At 55.3% G+C, this 14,571-nt stretch carries 12 protein-coding genes; 6 read left to right on the top strand and 6 right to left on the bottom strand.

Annotation, left to right across the window (positions count from 1 at the left end; genetic code table 11):
* Nucleotides 1–42: 42 nt before the first annotated feature.
* Both guaA and NQH49_RS14200 read left to right on the top strand, forming a co-directional pair.
* Nucleotides 43–1,623 (top strand): glutamine-hydrolyzing GMP synthase, encoded by a 1,581-nt coding sequence (guaA, locus tag NQH49_RS14205; RefSeq protein WP_256697099.1) that lies wholly within the window; start codon nucleotides 43–45, stop codon nucleotides 1,621–1,623.
* A gap of 186 nt (nucleotides 1,624–1,809) precedes the next feature.
* On the top strand, nucleotides 1,810–2,586 hold the full coding sequence (locus tag NQH49_RS14200; RefSeq protein WP_061717957.1) for a DUF3750 domain-containing protein: 777 nt from the start codon (nucleotides 1,810–1,812) through the stop codon (nucleotides 2,584–2,586).
* Between the two features lie 27 nt (nucleotides 2,587–2,613).
* Here the strand turns inward: NQH49_RS14200 and NQH49_RS14195 are convergent, their stop codons facing one another.
* Nucleotides 2,614–2,793, bottom strand: a complete 180-nt coding sequence (locus tag NQH49_RS14195) for a GDFGVC terminal motif YodC-like protein (RefSeq protein ID WP_008108319.1) — start codon at nucleotides 2,791–2,793, stop codon at nucleotides 2,614–2,616.
* Nucleotides 2,794–3,280: 487 nt separating this feature from the next.
* Between NQH49_RS14195 and NQH49_RS14185 the strand changes: the two genes are divergently transcribed.
* A complete protein-coding gene (locus NQH49_RS14185) occupies nucleotides 3,281–3,781 on the top strand; it encodes a helix-turn-helix transcriptional regulator (protein ID WP_256697096.1) in 501 nt (166 codons plus the stop codon).
* Here NQH49_RS14185 and mgtE read toward each other — a convergent pair.
* The 5 genes from mgtE to ppk1 all read right to left on the bottom strand — a co-directional run bounded on the left by mgtE (nucleotide 3,778) and on the right by ppk1 (nucleotide 9,891).
* Complete coding sequence (gene mgtE / locus NQH49_RS14180) at nucleotides 3,778–5,211, bottom strand: magnesium transporter (RefSeq protein ID WP_008108321.1); 1,434 nt, start codon at nucleotides 5,209–5,211, stop codon at nucleotides 3,778–3,780. The two genes, NQH49_RS14185 and mgtE, sit on opposite strands and share 4 nt — an antisense overlap.
* Before the next feature lie 120 nt (nucleotides 5,212–5,331).
* Nucleotides 5,332–5,517 carry a YfgG family protein gene (locus NQH49_RS14175; protein WP_008108322.1) on the bottom strand — a complete coding sequence of 62 codons (186 nt, stop codon included), beginning with the start codon at nucleotides 5,515–5,517 and terminating at the stop codon, nucleotides 5,332–5,334.
* 154 nt (nucleotides 5,518–5,671) lie between these two features.
* Complete coding sequence (gene tehB / locus NQH49_RS14170) at nucleotides 5,672–6,277, bottom strand: tellurite resistance methyltransferase TehB (RefSeq protein WP_372340035.1); 606 nt, start codon at nucleotides 6,275–6,277, stop codon at nucleotides 5,672–5,674.
* 21 nt (nucleotides 6,278–6,298) lie between these two features.
* Nucleotides 6,299–7,825, bottom strand: coding sequence for an exopolyphosphatase (gene ppx / locus NQH49_RS14165; protein ID WP_008108324.1), 1,527 nt, complete (start codon nucleotides 7,823–7,825; stop codon nucleotides 6,299–6,301).
* 5 nt (nucleotides 7,826–7,830) lie between these two features.
* Nucleotides 7,831–9,891: a polyphosphate kinase 1 gene (gene ppk1 / locus NQH49_RS14160; RefSeq protein WP_008108325.1), complete on the bottom strand. Its 2,061-nt coding sequence runs from the start codon at nucleotides 9,889–9,891 to the stop codon at nucleotides 7,831–7,833.
* Nucleotides 9,892–10,073: 182 nt separating this feature from the next.
* On the opposite strand from ppk1, the gene NQH49_RS14155 reads away from it, so the two are divergent.
* From NQH49_RS14155 to pstB, 3 genes are read left to right on the top strand one after another with little or no spacing between them, the layout of a single operon-like run.
* Complete coding sequence (locus NQH49_RS14155; protein WP_256697094.1) at nucleotides 10,074–12,167, top strand: ABC transporter permease subunit; 2,094 nt, start codon at nucleotides 10,074–10,076, stop codon at nucleotides 12,165–12,167.
* Nucleotides 12,164–13,762: a phosphate ABC transporter permease PstA gene (gene pstA / locus NQH49_RS14150; protein ID WP_256697093.1), complete on the top strand. Its 1,599-nt coding sequence runs from the start codon at nucleotides 12,164–12,166 to the stop codon at nucleotides 13,760–13,762. Before NQH49_RS14155 ends, pstA begins: the two co-directional genes overlap by 4 nt.
* A gap of 11 nt (nucleotides 13,763–13,773) precedes the next feature.
* Nucleotides 13,774–14,541 (top strand): phosphate ABC transporter ATP-binding protein PstB, encoded by a 768-nt coding sequence (gene pstB / locus NQH49_RS14145; RefSeq protein ID WP_256697092.1) that lies wholly within the window; start codon nucleotides 13,774–13,776, stop codon nucleotides 14,539–14,541.
* The last annotated feature ends 30 nt before the right edge of the window (nucleotides 14,542–14,571 follow it).

The following is a 14,571-nucleotide window of genomic DNA, read 5'->3' as shown; positions in this document are numbered from 1 at the left end:
GGGCGCTTTTATTATTAAGTCCATCCCAATGGAAACGCCTCAATGACGACTGAAAATATTCATAAACATCGTATTTTGATCCTCGATTTTGGTTCTCAGTATACGCAGCTGGTTGCGCGCCGCGTGCGCGAACTGGGTGTTTACTGCGAGCTCTGGGCGTGGGATGTCACCGAAGAGCAAATTCGCCAGTTCAACCCGAACGGCATCATTCTCTCTGGCGGCCCGGAAAGCACCACCGAGTTGAACAGCCCGCGTGCGCCGGAATACGTGTTTAACGCCGGCGTGCCCGTGTTGGGTGTTTGCTACGGCATGCAGACCATGGCGATGCAGCTGGGCGGCAAGGTAGAAGGCTCTAACGAGCGCGAATTTGGTTATGCGCAGGTTGAAGTGCTGACCCAGAGTGCGCTGGTGCGTGACATCGAAGATGCGATTAGCGCAGCAGGTAAACCGCTGCTGGACGTGTGGATGAGCCACGGCGACAAAGTCACCGCCATCCCAGCCGGTTTCGAAACCGTTGCCAGCACCGAAACCTGTCCGTTCGCCATCATGGCGAATGAAGAGAAGAAATTCTACGGCGTGCAGTTCCACCCGGAAGTGACGCACACGCGTCAGGGCCTGCGCATGCTCGAGCGTTTCATTCGTGACATCTGCGGCTGCGAAGCGCTGTGGACACCAGCCAAAATCATCGAAGATGCGGTTGAGCGTATTCGTGAGCAGGTTGGCGAAGACAAAGTGATCCTCGGCCTGTCAGGCGGCGTGGACTCTTCTGTGACCGCGATGCTGCTGCACCGCGCCATCGGCGAGCGTCTGACCTGTGTGTTCGTCGACAACGGTTTACTGCGTCTGAACGAAGCTGAGCAGGTGCTGGACATGTTTGGCGACCACTTCGGCCTGAACATCGTGCACGTGGCGGCTGAAGCGCGCTTCCTTGATGCGCTGGCGGGCGAGAACGATCCTGAAGCTAAACGTAAAATCATTGGCCGCGTATTTGTTGAAGTGTTCGATGAGCAGGCACTGCGTCTGGAAGATGTGAAGTGGCTGGCGCAGGGCACCATCTATCCTGACGTGATCGAATCGGCGGCTTCTGCCACCGGTAAAGCGCACGTAATCAAATCGCACCACAACGTGGGCGGTTTGCCAAAAGAGATGAAGATGGGCCTGGTTGAGCCGCTGAAAGAGCTGTTCAAAGACGAAGTGCGTAAAATCGGTCTGGAACTCGGCTTGCCGTACGATATGCTGTATCGTCACCCGTTCCCAGGTCCAGGTTTGGGCGTGCGCGTGCTGGGCGAAGTAAAGAAAGAGTACTGCGACCTGCTGCGTCGTGCAGACGCCATCTTCATTGAAGAGCTGCATAAAGCTGACCTGTACAACAAAGTCAGCCAGGCGTTCACCGTGTTCCTGCCAGTGCGTTCTGTTGGCGTAATGGGCGATGGGCGTAAATACGATTGGGTAGTTTCACTGCGTGCGGTGGAAACCATCGACTTCATGACCGCGCACTGGGCGCACCTGCCGTACGATTTCCTCGGCCGCGTCTCTAACCGCATCATCAACGAAGTGAACGGCATTTCCCGCGTGGTTTATGATATTTCGGGTAAACCACCTGCGACGATCGAGTGGGAATAAATCCTGCTCTGATTACTGCGTAAAAACTAAGCCCGCTTAATTGCGGGCTTTTTCTTTCAAACGTTCTGGTGGCAAATGAATCTGGTGGCAAATGAAACGGCTAAATGAATCGCATAGTTAGTGAATACAAACTCACTCGTTTCGTTGCAAGATAACGAGTGATTTTTACTCATCAGGATGCCTTCGATGTTGCCTTTCAAAGCCGTAATGATCTCTTTTCTTTGCATCATCTTGCTTTCATTAGGCGCGAGTCTGGCGCAGGCAACGCGAAGCGGTGAGCTCACCTCTGAACGCGGTGGCTGGGCGTCCGCAAGGCGCGATTCTGCCGGTATCGCACCGGATCCACAGCGTTATGCGGCTGAAGCTATCGTGCAGGTTTATGCTGCGCCGACTTATGGCTGGAAGGGCGCCGTAGCGGTGCATCCATGGATTATCTTTAAACGCGCCGGTGAAACCCGCTACAACCGCTATGAAGTGATTAGCTGGGGCAGCGGCGATAAGGTGCGGCGCAACAGTAATCTCCCGGATGGCTACTGGTACGGCGCGAAGCCGCGTCTGCTGGTTGATCATCGCGGCAGTAGCGCAGAAGCGATGATTCCGCAGATCGAAGCGGCGATAAAATCCTATCCGTGGCCGACGACCTATCACGCCTGGCCTGGACCCAACAGCAATACCTTTATGGCGCACATTGGCCGCGAGGTACCGGCGTTGAAGCTGGATCTACCGGCTAACGCGCTCGGCAAAGATTATCGCTCACTGCTTAACCCGGTGGGTTTACCGCCTTCAGGTCGCGGCGTGCAGCTTTCGCTACTGGGTGTGTTGGGCGTGACAGTTGGCGCGGAAGAGGGGCTGGAAGTGAACCTGCTGGGGTTGAACATGGGGCTGGATTTCACACCGTTCAGGCTGCGTCTGCCGTTTATCGGCGGCATCGGGCAGAATAATGTGCAGCGCGACAATCCCTAAAAATGGCCCCGTTTTGGGGCCGTTTTTTTAGCAGACGCCAAAATCGCCGTCTTCGTGATACAGATTTACGGTATCGGCTCTGACTTCAATTTCGCGCTTGATGTGATCGTCAACACGAGCGCACCACAGCATATCGCCTTCCACGCGCAGCACCTGCATCTTTGGGCCACCGGTCTTAGACTGCACAAAATCATCCACGTTAAACATGCTTCTTCTCCATCAGGTCAGTGTTAACAACAGAGTCTATATGCACTTCATGGGCTGTGCGCTTGATTTTGTGCGCTGTCTTCCAGCACAAAACACAAGCACAGCTCGTTGAGACCGTTCTGGTTATTTACCGCAGCGTTCACCGCTGAAATAGTATCGAATTATTCTATGGTTGTCAGTTGACAACTTGGTGCGGTGAGCATAAGGTAACCTGCGATGTCAGACAGGAAGCGGCATCCGCATAAAGCGGTAGAAGAAGCGTTGCGGTATGCGGAAGCGAGAGGTTGGAAAATTGCAATCGGCGGCCACCATGCGTGGGGCAAGATGTACTGCCCCGATAACTCGGCAGAGTGTCGATGTGGGGATTACTGTATTACCTGCATCTGGAGCACGCCAAAAAATCCTGAAACGCATGCCAAATTACTACGGCGCGTGGTGGATAACTGCAGTGAAAGTCCTAAGCGGATTAAGTGACGGGGAGTGAAACATGGAATTTGAGTTTACGCTGCGTTTTCAGCTTAACGATGAAATCGACACTGATGAAGCGCTTGAGCGTCTCGGCTCGCAAGGTTGCGATGATGCGTTAATTGGCGCGGGTGTGGCGGGAAAATTAAGCATGACGTTCAGCCGGGAAGCCAGCACTGCACAGGATGCGGTGCGCAGCGCGTTAGATGATGTTTTTCAGGCATTGCCAGATGCTGAACTGATCGAGGCCGCGCCGGATTTAGTCGGGCTGACCGATATTGCAGAGTTGATAGGTGTTTCGCGGCAGAACATGCGTAAGCTAATGCTGAGCCACAGCCCGCAGTTTCCACGCCCAATTCATGATGGAAAAACAGCGTTATGGCATTTAATTGATGTGCTGGAATGGTTAAATCAGCGTGGTTCAACGCGGGTCAATCCAGCATTGAGTGAACTGGCGCGCGCAACGTTGCAACTCAATTTACAGCAGATGCTGCAACGTTACGCACACTGTTTAAAGCCTTAATGATGCAGCAAAAAGATCGTCGCAAGCCCGAGGAAGATAAAGAATCCGCCGGTATCGGTGATGGCGGTGATCAGCACGCTGGAGCCAACGGCAGGATCGCGTTTCATCTTAGTCATGATTAACGGAATCAGCACGCCCATCAGCGCGGCCAGTAGCAGGTTCAGCACCATCGCCAGCATCATTACGCCGCCGAGTTGCAGATTGTCGTACATCAGCCAGGTGACGCCGCCCATAATACCGCCCCAGAACAGGCCGTTTATTAATGCCACGCCGAGTTCACGCATGATCAGGAACGAGAAGTTACCCGGTTCAACCTGATGCAGCGCCAATGCGCGCACAATCATGGTGATGGTTTGATTGCCGGTATTGCCACCGATGCCCGCAACGATAGGCATTAGCGCCGCCAGCGCAACCAGTTGCGATATGGTGGCTTCAAACAGGCCAATCACGCGCGAAGCGACAAACGCGGTACACAGGTTAACCGCCAGCCAGGCCCAGCGTTTGCCCACCGCTTTACGCACCGGCGCAAACACGTCTTCGCCCTGGCTGATACCACCCATTTTACGGATGTTGCTTTCATTCTCTTCGTTCACCAAATCGACCACGTCTTCAATGGTGATACGGCCAATCAGCTTACCTTGTGCATCGGTTACCGCAGCGGAGATCAGGTTATAACGTTCGAACGCACTGGCGGCGTCTTCCGCTTTGTCGTTGAGTTGAAACGTAGTGGGATGCGGATTCATCACTTCGGCGACCAGCATCTTCGGTTTGTTGAGCAGAATATCCGTGAGCGTGAGTTCGCCCTGCAGTTGGTTCTGTTCATCGGTGATAAAGATCTTATCGGTGCCGTCAGGCATTTTTTTGCCTTTACGCAGATAGCGCTGCACCGTGGCTAAGGTTACGTCAGAGCGTACCGTCAGGATGTTGAAATCCATGATCTGCCCGACGCGGTCGCGATCCAGTTCGATCACGCTCATCAACCGTGCGCGCAGGCTTGGCTCAAGAGTGGTGAGCAGACGCCCGGTTAAATCGCGCGGCAAGTAGCGCGCCAGATATACCTGATCGTCGATATCCAGCGGCTCAATGGCGTGCAGAATATCGCGATCAGACATTTCTTCCGTCAGGCTGGCCCAAACGGTTTCTGAAGCCTCAACCAGCACATGGCCGCGCTGTGCCGTCGGCACTAAACGCCACAGCGCCTGACGCTCTTCTTCCGGCAAGGCTTCGAGGATGTCGGCCAAATCCGCGGCGTGTAATTGCTGCAGCTCACGCTCTAATTCATGACGCCAGTCGGTGATATCACGCAGTTCACCCGCATTAAGATCGACGGATTTATCCAGCAGAACATCAACCAGATCATGCTCGTTGAGCAGCAGGTTCAGGATGTGATGGCGGGTTTCAGCTAATTTTTGTGAATGCGAAGCAGACATAACGCGTTCCTTGTGTCTGTAAAGTCAGCTCACAGTGTAGCGCGTTGCGGGTAACAGGACGTAAAAAGCAGCATTGTCTCAAAGGACAATGTTTAGCAGCGACAGGCGACCCGCAATGTTTTAGCGCGAATCACTGGTGCTCAGCGTGACCGGTTCAGGGATGGCTTTCTTTTGCTGATGATGCTCGATGGCACCGGGAATGATGAAAAGCAGGCGGCCAAACAAAATTAAGAAGCTGACCAGTAATACCACGCGGGTCATGGTACCGGTTTTGGGACGTCTTCGTGCAGAGATAGCGCTGTTCACGCGGGGTGGTTCCTGTAATTGCCCGGTTGGGCGGAGGCAATATTTAGTCACACTTAGATCGCTAAAGCAATCGCTGTGTGAAAAATGAGCAAAAAAGGTTCAGCACATAGATCAACATCAGACAAAGTAACGGCCGCACAAGGCGGCCGTTAGCTTAGTAGCTGGCTTTCTGCGCCAGCAGCGTGGCGAAACGACATTTAATCCGGTTACCGTTTTCATCACGACGATGCAGTTCACCGACATCTTCGTTGTACTTCACGATGTGCCAGTTGCGGTAATAGTGGCTGAGCTCACCGGATTTAAACGCAAACGGGAAATTTTGCGTATTGGGATAATCATCGGTATCCATCGCCGCCACAATCAGGTTGTAGCCATATTTACGCGTGCTGGCCTGCATATCGGCAATCAACTGCGGAATGGTTGCCGGTTGCAGGAACATCATCACCACGGTCGACAGCACAAACTGATAGGCGCCGTTGAACCGTACGCTATTGAGATCGCACAGCTCGGTGTGAATGTTCTGCAGATCCTCTTCCGCGATGATGCTGTTCAGGCGTTCCAGACTGGCGGGATTACTGTCCCAGGCCGTTACCTCAAAGCCATGCTGATTGAGAAACAGGCTATTGCGGCCCTGGCCGCAGCCCAAATCCAGCGCTATCCCCACTTCAAGATGTGGCAGGGCCGCCAGCACTTCAGAATGGGTCGGCGTTAGAGCGTATTTTTCAGCGTAATAGTTATCGGGGCGTGTAGTCATAACCAGATTGCGGGCCAACTGCCCGCTTTACTCCTCTTCTTCCAGCATCAGTTTCCAGCCGGTGACATCATTCCAGTAAGCTTGCTCGCGCTCCAGATCCAGCTGCACCAGCGTATTCTGGCTCAGGAAGCCGGCAGGGAAGGTCAGCGTCCAGTGGCCGTCGTCGGTGCTGAGCTTGAGCGAATCTGGTTTAGTGGTCGCCTGGCGCTGATTATTCAGCAGCGTGCCAAGACGCAGCAGGAATACCATCGGCAGAAACTGTTTCTTTTTAAACAAGGTGAAACGTGGCATCTCATCCTGCTTCACCGCTTTGCGGTGATAACGTACCAGCGTCGCCAACAGCATCTGTTGATCCTGATTAAAGCCCGGCATGTTGGAGTTTTGCAGGATGTAGGCCGAATGGCGCTGCATGCCGCTGTGATTGATGGTCAATCCCACTTCATGCAGCAGCGCGGCCCACTTTAGCAGCGCCGACAGTTGTGGATTGGCTTGCTTTGGATTCTGCTCCTGCCACTGCAAATAGAGCTTTTCGGTGGTTTCCAGCACGCGGCGCGCCTGATCGCTATCAATCGCGTAGTGATTGGCCAGACTTTGCGCGGTGCGGCTGCGAATATCCTGATGGCGGAAACGGCCTTCCATCTCATACAGCACGCCTTCCCGCAGAGCGCCGTCAGAAAGACGCAGTTCGCGAATCGCTAACGCATCAAACACGCCACACAAAATCGCTAAGCCCGGCACAAACACCGCTTTACGCTCTTCCGACAAGCCCGGCAGGCTCAGCGCGTTGAACGACTTATGCTTCAGCACTTCGGTGGTCAGCAACTCCAGCGTTTCGGGCGTAATCAGTTTCTCTTTTTCGCCCATCGCCAGCAGGACTTCGCAGGCGGCTTTGATGGAGCCCGAAGCGCCCAGCGCATATTGCCAGCCGTGCAGACGATATTGCCACGCCATGGTTTCCAGCTTTTGCGCAGCGGAGAGGCGCGCACGGCGGAAGTTTTCGGGCGTGATTTCTCCTTTCGGGAAGAACAGATTGGCGAAGCTGACGCAGCCCATGCGGCGGCTTTCTACCAGCTGTGGCTCAAAGTCTTCACCAATCACCAGTTCAGTTGAGCCGCCGCCGATATCAATTACCAGCTTGCGGCCTTTTTCCGGCTGCGTGTGTTCCACGCCCATGAAGATCAAACGCGCCTCTTCGTTGCCGGAAATCACTTCGATTGGATAGGGAATCACTTCAGCCGCGCGCTGCAAGAACTCTTCGGCGTTGCTGGCGATACGCAGCGTATGCGTACCGACGATCGTCACGTTGGCGGCACTAAAGCCCTGCAAACGTTCGGCGAACAACGCCAGACAGCTCAGCCCGCGCTCAATCGCTTCTTCGCTCAGGCGATTGTGTGCATCCAGCCCATCGGCCAGATGCACGCGCTGTTTCAGACGTCCCAGCACTTGCAAAGCGCCATCCACCACGCGGGCAATGACCATATGGAAGCTGTTCGAGCCGAGGTCGATTGCCGCGAATTCTTGAGGTTTCGGCGTACTTTTATGTGAGATTGGCATAGGCGTTATTCGGGTTGTTCCAGTTTCTTGATGTAGTCGTAAATGGCCAGCTGCGAACGCACCTTTTTACGGTTGCCGCGCGGCACATAACGATTACTCAGCTCTTTATCGACGATGCGGGCTTTCACCGTATCACTAAACAGAATGGCGATAATGTCCAGAATGCGTTGCTTCACGCGTGGATCAAGAATCGCCACGGCAACTTCAATGCGGTGATCAATGTTACGCGTCATCCAGTCCGCGGAAGAGAGGAACACCTTTTTCTCGCCGCCGTTCTCAAAAATATAGACGCGGTCGTGCTCGAGATAGCGGTCAACGATGCTGGTAATACGAATATTTTCACTGATGCCTGGTAAATCGGGGATCAGCGAACACATGCCGCGTACCAGCAGATTCACTTTCACGCCTGCCGACGAGGCGGCATACAGCCGATCAACTAAACCATTATCCACCAGGTTGTTGATCTTCAAGGTAATGCCGGCAGGATTGCCTTGCTGCGCGTTGGCAATCTCGGCATCAATGAACTTATACAGCATGTCGCGTGAGTTCTGCGGCGACACCAGCAGATGCTCGAAGGTCACCGGGCGATACGGATTCTCAATGAAGTTGAACACGCGGCGCACTTCATTGGTGATGCGCGCATCGGCGGTCAGCAATGAATAGTCAGTATAAATGCGCGCGGTTTTTTCGTTGAAGTTCCCGGTACCGATATGCGCATAACGCACTATTTCTTCGCCTTCACGGCGCGAAATCAGGAACAGCTTGGCGTGGATTTTCAGACCCGGCGCGGAGAAGATCACATGCACGCCCGCTTCGGTCAGGCGTTTCGCCCAGCGGATGTTGGCCTCTTCATCGAAGCGCGCCTGCAGTTCCACCACCACCGTGACTTTCTTGCCGTTATAAGCAGCGTGAATCATCGCATCCATGATGCGCGAGTTTTTCGCTACACGGTAAATGTTGATCTTAATCGCCAGCACGTTCGGGTCGAATGAGGCCTGACGCAGCAGCTCCAGCACATGCTCAAAGGTGTGATACGGATAGTAGAGCAGCACATCGCGATTGCGGATGGCGTCGAAACCGTTGCGGAAGCCGTCGAAGCCGATGTGACGAATCTGCGGCAGCGGACGGTTTTCCAGATTGCTTTTGCCGACGTTCGGGAAGCCGATGAAATCTTTGAAGTTATGATAGCGGCCGCCGGGCACAATCGAATCGTAGTTCGAAATCGACAGCTTATGGCGCAGCATTTCCACCATCGCATCCGGCATATCGCGCTGATAAACGAAACGTACCGGCTCGGCATTGAGACGCTGCTTCAGACTCGACGACATCAGCTCCAGCAGGCTCGATTCCATCTCCGTTACCAGATCGTACTCGGCATCGCGCGTCATCTTCATTGAATAGGCATTCAGCGTATCGTAATCGAAGAAGCCTTTGAAAATTTCATCAAGGCAGTAGCGCAGGATGTTATCCAGCAGAATCATTGGTTTGCGGCGACGGGGCGATTCAGCCGGCAGATTAATAAAGCGCGGCACTTTATCCGACGGGATCTCCAGCAGCGCATAACGAATATCGTCGCCGCGAATGATCTCCACCGCCAGATAGGTGTAATCGTCTTTCAGGAATTCGATCAGATCGGTGTCATGGTTAATCAGAATCGGCGTGACGTGCTGGCGTAATTGATGTTTGAAGTAGTAGCGCAGCCACTCTTGCTGATTCGGTGACAGCTGACGTTCGTTAATCAGGAAGATCTGATTACGCGCCATTTCCAGCAGCAGATCGTTATACAGCGCATCAAACTCTTGATCCGACTTCTGTACCCGTAGCTGAATTTTCTTTAACAGATGTCGCAAAGAGGTCGGTTTGCCTTGCTCTTCGCTGATCAGAATCCGCCGCTTGAGATCGGCAAAGCGGACTTTATAGAACTCTTCGAGGTTATTGGAATAAATTCCCAGAAAGCGCATGCGCTCAATCAGCGGATTACTTTTATCCGAGGCTTCCTGTAACACACGTTCATTGAAGCTTAACCAGCTTAATTCTTTTTCTATATACAGCTTATCCTGACCCATTCTGACTCCGAGATGCTGATGCTGGACGGAATGTCCGGCGGAAAATGCACAAAAATGCGTTACCGCTCAGTGTCCGTCACCATTATGGCGAGAGTATGGCAGGCTTGTCCAACGTCAAAGGTTGTCTTATCAATCAGCTACGGGCAACATAGCGACTTGTTTCCACCGGTAACCTGGCCTGCATGAGCATAAATCGTATTCCCGTCCACTTTAGCGACCGTCGTCGACGCGCCACTGATAATGTAGTGCGCCGCGTTGTCACAGCTTGCGGCGTGGGAATTTTGCTGCTGATGTTACTGCTGTTCTTCTGGCTGATCTGGGTGGTGCTGCCGCTGTTTAGCGCGCCCGGAATGCATGCCACCACCAATATTCAGCTGTGGGACAAAGCCCCAATGCTGGCGATGGGCAGCGACGGGCATTTGGGCTGGCGCATCAGCCGCAACGAAGCGCGCTTTATCCCGCTCGATGGTCAACCTGCGGCACCTGCACTGGCGCTGAATGGCAAGCCTGATGCGGCGATCGCAAGCCCAGATAACCGCAGCGTGCTGCTCAATATGCAGGGCGAACTGCTGTTAATGCAACCGGTTATCCGCAACGGCAGCGGCGAATGGGGTTTCCCGCTCGGCGATCGTCCGCTGCGCTTACCGCAAGGCCCGGTCAGTAATATGGCGCTGACGTCTCTCAACGATCATCAATGGTTGATTGCCGCGCAAACCGCAGCCGGCATCAGCCTGCTGACGCTAGAAAATCAGCAAAAGGTAAATCAGATCCTGTTGCCGCAGCAGCAGGCCGATCATCTGCTGCTGTCGCCGGACGGCACCTTACTCTACGCCAGCAGCGGGCGCTTACTGCGCGTGTGGCAAATCACGCCGGATGGCGCGCAGCTACGCGAAACCCAAACTCTCAATCTGCCACCGCAAAGTCTGCATATGCTGGCCGGTGGACGCACCTTGCTGATTCAGGATGCGCAAGGCGTGCAGCAATGGTTCGCTATCGCCAGTGATAAAGGGCCGCGTCTGCAACAGATTCATACTTACAACGGCAGCCAGCAGGTGCGCGGCATCACGCCGGAACCGCAGCGCCGCGTGTTTGCCACTTACGATGCGCAGGGCAAGGTTCAGCTGTTCGCCAGCAAGCAGCAGGGCGCGATCTTAACCCGCCAGTTGGCACCGGGCATTCAGGCGCTGGCCTTCGCGCCGCGCGGTGATGCCTTGATCATCGAACGCGCCGGGGAATGGCAGCAGTTTGCTTTAGATAATCCGTGGCCGGATTTCACCTGGCGCAACCTGTGGCAGAAAATCTGGTACGAAAACTATCCGCAGGCCGATTGGGTATGGCAATCCACTGCGGCGGGCGACAGCTATCAAGCCAAGTTCAGCCTGATGCCGCTGGTGCTGGGCACGCTAAAAGCTGCCAGTCTGGCGCTGTTGTTCGCCACGCCGCTGGCGCTGGCTGCCGCGATGTATACCGCGTGGTTTATGTCGCCGGGTTTACGACGCTGGGTGAAACCGGCGATCGAAATGATGGGCGCGCTGCCAAGCGTGGTGATTGGTTTGATCGCTGGCGTGTGGCTGGCGCCGCACATCAGTACCGCGCTGGTCGGCGTGTTGCTGCTGCCGCTGGTGCTGGCGGCCACCTTACTGTTGTGCGGTGTGCTCAGTCCGCGGTTGCCTGCCAGCTGGCGACGTCCCGGCTTTGAAGTGATTTTGCTGCTGCCGGTGTTGCTGGTGGTTACGCTGTTAACGCTGTGGCTACCAACGCTGTTCTGGCCGGACATTGGCGAGCGTTTAGCGCATTACGAACAGCGCAACCTCTTAGTCGCTGCGCTGGCGATGGGTTTTGCACTGGTACCGCTGATTTTCACCTTATCGGAAGATGCGCTGTTCAGCGTGCCGGGCGCGCTCGGGCAGGGCTCGCTGGCGCTGGGTGCCACGCCGTGGCAAACCCTGACGCGTGTGGTGCTGCCGGGCGCCTCGGCGGGCATCTTCGCTGCATTAATGATTGGCTTTGGCCGCGCCGTCGGCGAGACGATGATTGTGCTGATGGCCACTGGCAATACGCCGGTCAGCGAAGGCGGCTTATTTGCTGGTCTGCGTGCGCTCTCCGCCAACATTGCCATTGAGATGCCCGAAGCCGCAGCGGGCAGCGCGCATTACCGCATTCTGTTCCTCAGCGCGTTGATATTGTTGATCTTCACGTTGGTGATCAACACCATCGCCGAGTTGATTCGTCAGCGTCTGCGTCAACGCTACAGCCAGCATGAGGGCCACGGATGACGGCGATGAAACAGAACGATCGCTGGCGCTGGCTCACCGCCGGGGCTGTCGCGGTTTGCCTGCTGGCGTTTACCTTGTTGATTGGTTTGCTCGGCTGGCAAGGCGTGCGCGCTTTCTGGCCGCAGCCGGTCGATCAATATCAGTTCCAGCCGCCTGAAGGCAGCGCGGTGATGGTGCTGGGCGAAACTTTGCAAAAGCAGCAGCAGGGCGAACAGTGGCGCTATGTGGTGAAAACCGGTAACCGTGACTTTGCCGCGCCGGATTTCCGCGTGCTTTACAGCCAGGGTGAGGCGAAAACCCGTCGTCCAGTCGAGGTGTTGGTGCTACAGCGCCGCAACGGCGGCAATGCCTATGGCTGGCTGGTGGAGCTGCGCCAGGATAATGAAGTGATGACTGCGCAAAGCCGCGATGCCTTGCTGCATCAGCGTTTGCAGCAGGTACATGAGCAGTTGCGCCAGGCGAGTAACATCCGCCGCATTGAGATGGCGCGCCTGAATGCACAACTGGAAAGCCTGCAGCAGCAGGCCGATGAGCAGCAGCGTAACGGCAGCTTCAGCCTGGAAGTGCAGTCCGAGTTTGATGCCAATCGCACCGCGTTACAACGCCGCTTCAACGTGCTGGCGCAGCAGTTAACCCATCTGCAGCATGAAAGTCAGCGCGATACGCTGGTGCTGCGCGATGTGAACGGCGTGGATCACACCATCCCGCTGGCGCAGGTGGTGGATGCGTGGTATCCGAATGCCATGACCTTAACCAACAAAACGCTGCACTTCTTCAGCCAGATTTGGCAATTCGTCAGCGATTCACCGACTTCCGGTGGCGGCGAAAGCGGGGCGTTTCCGGCAATTTTTGGCACTGTGCTGATGGTGCTGTTGATGTCGATCATCGTCATGCCGCTCGGCGTCATCGCTGCGGTGTGGTTGCACGAATACGCTGGACGCAATGCGCTGACGCGGCTGGTGCGCATCGCGGTGGTGAATCTCGCGGGCGTGCCGTCGATCGTTTATGGCGTGTTTGGCCTCGGTTTCTTTGTCTGGCTGATTGGTGGCACCATCGACCAGCTGTTCTTCTCCAGCGCCTTACCCAATCCGACTTTTGGTACGCCGGGCTTGCTGTGGGCGGCGCTGACGCTGGCGCTGCTGACGCTGCCGGTGGTGATTGTTGCGACCGAAGAGGGATTGTCGCGCATTCCGGATAATCTGCGTCAGGGATCGCTGGCGCTGGGCGCAACCCAGGCGGAAACGCTGTGGCGCGTGGTGCTGCCGTTGGCGGTACCGGCCATGCTTACCGGCCTGATTCTGGCGGTGGCGCGTGCGGCTGGAGAAACCGCGCCGCTGATGCTGGTGGGCGTGGTGAAGATGGTGCCAGAGCTGCCGGTTGATGCGGTGTTCCCTTATTTGCACCTCGATCGTAAATTCATGCACCTCGGTTTTCAGATCTACGATTTGGCGTTCCAGAGCCCCAATATCGATGCTGATCGACCGCTGGTTTACGCCACCGCTTTGCTGCTGGTGGTGATCATCCTGTCGCTCAATCTGCTGGCGATGGCGCTGCGCCATCGGCTGCGTGAGCGTTACCGGCTTATGACGCACTAAAAAGGTTTCTGATGACGCCCGACTACGACATTGCCCTTCGCGTTAATCAGCTGTCGCTGTGGTATGGCGAACGCCAGGCGCTGAATAACATTGATCTGCAGATCCCGAAAAACCGCATCACGGCGTTGATTGGTCCTTCCGGCTGCGGCAAATCGACGCTGCTGCGCTGCTTTAATCGCATGAATGATGTAATCGATCGCTGCCGCATCGAAGGCGAGATTCTGCTGGATGATTACGCGGTGATGCAGGCAAATCAGGATCTTCCCGCGCTGCGTCGCCGCATTGGCATGGTGTTCCAGCGGCCGAATCCGTTTCCTAAATCGATTTACGAAAACGTAGTTTACGGCCTGCGTTTGCAGGGCGTGCGAGATCGTCGCGTGTTGAATGAAGCCTGTGAACGTGCGCTGCGTGCAGCGGCATTGTGGGGCGAAGTGAAAGATCAGCTGGGGCAGAACGCCTTAACGCTCTCTAACGGCCAGCAGCAGCGCCTGGTGATTGCGCGCGCCATCGCCATTGAGCCGGAAGTGTTGCTGCTGGATGAGCCCACCTCGGCACTTGATCCGATCTCAACGCTGGTGATCGAGGAGTTGATGACTACGCTGAAGCAGCATTTCACGCTGGTGTTAGTGACGCACAATATGCAGCAGGCGGCACGCGTGTCGGATTACACCGCGTTTATGCATAACGGACAATTAGTGGAGTTTGACGAAACCGATCGCATCTTCACCTCGCCAAAAGCGCGGCGTACCGAAGATTACATTACGGGACGGTTTGGTTAATGGTGCGGACGTGATGAAGGTCGCCATGAA

It is taken from the genome of Pantoea trifolii (genome assembly GCF_024506435.1).
Lineage (GTDB): Bacteria > Pseudomonadota > Gammaproteobacteria > Enterobacterales > Enterobacteriaceae > Pantoea > Pantoea trifolii.
Note: the sequence above shows the minus strand (reverse complement) of the source record. Positions and strands in the feature narration are given on the sequence as shown.

Excerpts from the sequence above, each read along its gene's own strand:
- mgtE (WP_008108321.1), bottom strand. The coding sequence starts at position 5,211 with ATGTCTGCTTCGCATTCACAAAAATTAGCTGAAACCCGCCATCACATC.
- NQH49_RS14155 (WP_256697094.1), top strand. The coding sequence starts at position 10,074 with ATGAGCATAAATCGTATTCCCGTCCACTTTAGCGACCGTCGTCGACGC.
- NQH49_RS14195 (WP_008108319.1), bottom strand. The coding sequence starts at position 2,793 with ATGTTTAACGTGGATGATTTTGTGCAGTCTAAGACCGGTGGCCCAAAG.
- NQH49_RS14185 (WP_256697096.1), top strand. The coding sequence starts at position 3,281 with ATGGAATTTGAGTTTACGCTGCGTTTTCAGCTTAACGATGAAATCGAC.
- ppk1 (WP_008108325.1), bottom strand. The coding sequence starts at position 9,891 with ATGGGTCAGGATAAGCTGTATATAGAAAAAGAATTAAGCTGGTTAAGC.
- pstA (WP_256697093.1), top strand. The coding sequence starts at position 12,164 with ATGACGGCGATGAAACAGAACGATCGCTGGCGCTGGCTCACCGCCGGG.
- NQH49_RS14200 (WP_061717957.1), top strand. The coding sequence starts at position 1,810 with ATGTTGCCTTTCAAAGCCGTAATGATCTCTTTTCTTTGCATCATCTTG.
- ppx (WP_008108324.1), bottom strand. The coding sequence starts at position 7,825 with ATGCCAATCTCACATAAAAGTACGCCGAAACCTCAAGAATTCGCGGCA.
- guaA (WP_256697099.1), top strand. The coding sequence starts at position 43 with ATGACGACTGAAAATATTCATAAACATCGTATTTTGATCCTCGATTTT.
- pstB (WP_256697092.1), top strand. The coding sequence starts at position 13,774 with ATGACGCCCGACTACGACATTGCCCTTCGCGTTAATCAGCTGTCGCTG.